Raw genomic sequence first — 1,135 nt, 5'->3', positions numbered from 1 at the left:
AGAAAATCTCTTTTTTGCAGTGCTTTTAAAAGATAAATAGTTATCATTCCTAAAAGTGTAATATAAAAACTAATCATACTTTCATAATAGAATCCAACCAACATAGCCACAAGTAAGACTAAGTAGAAAAAGATAGTAATCTTTGAGTTCTCCAAAACTGCAAAGTTGATATTGTTAAATTTATGTATGATATTGTTAATTGTTTGCTGCATTTATGTCCTTTGATTTGTGTGTTTGGGTATAGTTTAGCTCGGATTCCTCCACAAACTCAAAATAATGTGCATAAGCACTTTTATGCTCTTTTATTATCATAAAATCTACGATTCCACAGGTAGCACAAGGCATTGTTTGTAATCTCACTTTTTTCGTGCTAACACAATCTATCTTCATTAACAAGCCTTTTGGGTAGATATGCTCTCCTGTCCTACAATCTTCTTTAAGTCGCACGAGCTTCCCCTCCCAAGTTTCCATTTTCTCTTTAAATAAATCCATTTTTACTCCTTTAAAATTAAAACTTTACCACCAAAACATACCCAATATTTATGGAAATAAAAATTTTAATATAAAAAGGTAACCTACAAGACAAGGCATAATGACATACACGCAAACTCCTAAATTATTTAGGCGGTATTCCATCGCGTGGAAGTGATGCAATAAAAACCTCTAGCCCCATAGCTTTAGCAATAAGAATAGGGTCAAGGAATAACTGATTTACTTTACAATATCTCCTTTCTTATTTAACAAAGGGGTAATTGCATTTGTTTTTTTATACTACATTCTTTTTAGGATTATAAACTTCTTGCTTTAATACCCATTTTTTCCCTTTAAAGTATTTAAAAAATATCTTATCAATATCATAATGATATTTAAACAATATCAAAACAATATTAAACTAAATTTTTTTCATTTTCATAAATATTGGGTATGTTTTAATGTTAAAGTTCTTTAATCTTTAGAAAGAGGAATTTCAGTGCAAAAACAATTTTTCTTAATACCGCTGATGATTGGGCAATTCTTATATGCTAATAATTCCACAAATTCTTTTTTCACAGATTCAAAGCGTGGTTGGCACTATTATGAGAAAGAGCCGCTAGAGGAGGAAGTTAAAAAAGGGGAGAAACAAGAGGACAAAGAC

General features: G+C 30.2%; 2 protein-coding genes. Both read right to left on the bottom strand.

The window, feature by feature from the left end; translation table 11 throughout:
• The coding region (locus LS72_RS10500; protein ID WP_138155357.1) for a hypothetical protein at window positions 1–212 on the bottom strand (212 nt) is incomplete at its 3' end.
• Entirely contained in the window at window positions 196–492 is a 297-nt protein-coding gene (locus LS72_RS10495; RefSeq protein ID WP_034555582.1) for a hypothetical protein, read from the bottom strand. The genes LS72_RS10500 and LS72_RS10495, both read right to left, overlap by 17 nt.
• Between the last annotated feature and the right edge of the window lie 643 nt (window positions 493–1,135).

Source organism: Helicobacter apodemus (assembly GCF_000765745.2).
GTDB lineage: Bacteria > Campylobacterota > Campylobacteria > Campylobacterales > Helicobacteraceae > Helicobacter_D > Helicobacter_D apodemus.
The sequence above is the reverse complement of the archived record's forward strand: the minus strand, read 5'-3'. Positions and strand labels throughout refer to the sequence as shown.

Coding starts and splice junctions, on each gene's coding strand:
- LS72_RS10495 (WP_034555582.1), bottom strand. CDS start 492: ATGGATTTATTTAAAGAGAAAATGGAAACTTGGGAGGGGAAGCTCGTG.